At 55.4% G+C, this 1,184-nt stretch carries 1 protein-coding gene; it reads right to left on the minus strand.

Going from position 1 to position 1,184, the window contains the following annotated elements; genetic code table 11:
- Nucleotides 1-16 precede the first annotated feature (16 nt).
- Nucleotides 17-1,122 (minus strand): IS3 family transposase gene (locus RY831_RS32965; protein ID WP_326510495.1). Its coding sequence is split into 2 segments (ribosomal slippage): nt 17-873 and nt 873-1,122, totalling 1,107 coding nucleotides; the frame shifts between segments, so codons are not numbered across the junction.
- Between the last annotated feature and the right edge of the window lie 62 nt (nt 1,123-1,184).

Below are 1,184 nucleotides of genomic sequence, written 5' to 3' on the forward strand. Positions count from 1 at the left end.
TGACCTGCTACCCAATTTAGTCCGACATTGCGATGGAATCCGCGGTTAAAAATCCTTTTGCAAACTGGTTGGGCGGCAGGTAACCGAGCGAGCTATGTGGCCTCGCATCGTTGTATTCCTGTCGCCACGTGCTAATGACTTCGCGTGCATGCCGTACCGATAGAAACCAGTGTTCGTTCAGACATTCATCTCTGAACCTGCCGTTGAAGCTCTCGATATAAGCGTTCTGCTGTGGCTTGCCAGGCTCGATGAAACGCAAATGCAATTGCTGGCGATACGCCCATTCGTCAAGTACCTTGCCGGCAAACTCTGGGCCGTTGTCTACGGTCACCGACTTTGGTAAGCCACGGCTTTCTGCCAGGCGTTCCAGTACGCTTACCACCCGCCGTCCTGTAAGAGACGTGTCGACTTCGATGGCCAGACACTCCCTGGTGAAGTCATCGACGATGTTCAAGCATCGTAGCCGCCGACCATTGACGAACCCATCCGACACGAAGTCCATCGACCAACTTTGATTCGGTGCCGTTGCAGTTGCCTTCGGCTGGCGTTCGAGCGCAGCTATGCGTTTGCGCTTACGTCGGCGCACCATCAGCCCTTGGGCGTGATACACCCGATACGTCCGCTTGCGATTGATACGCCAACCTTCCCGGCGCAGCAATATGTGCAGGCGCCGGTATCCATAGCGACGCTTCTGTCCAGCCAGTGCCATCAACCGCTCTGCCAGCTCCCGATCATCGGGCCGTCTGGCGCGGTAACGGTACAGCGATCTTGAGATGCCAATCAGCCCGCAAGCGCGTGTGACGCCTAACTGGTGAACCGTCATCAAATGCGTCACGGCGTCACGCCTGGCTTGCGGGCCTACCACTTTCGACCGACAACATCCCGTAATGCTGCATTGTCGAGCAATGACTCTGCCAGCAGTTTCTTTAGCTTGGCATTCTCGGCTTCCAGTGCTTTGAGGCGCTGTGCTTCCGAAACCGTCATGCCGCCGAACTTCGACTTCCAGCTGTAGTAAGTCGCGTCGCTGATGCCATACTTGCGACACACTTCCGCGACCTTCATGCCCGCTTCAGCTTCTTTCAATACACCAATTATTTGCTCTTCAGTAAAACGCTGTTTCATGGCTGCCTCCAGGGCTAGGCAGACTCCATATTAGCGCCGTACTAATTCAAGGGGACAGGTCA

Origin of the sequence: Noviherbaspirillum album (genome assembly GCF_035916955.1) — a bacterium.
GTDB classification, from domain to species: domain Bacteria; phylum Pseudomonadota; class Gammaproteobacteria; order Burkholderiales; family Burkholderiaceae_D; genus Noviherbaspirillum; species Noviherbaspirillum album.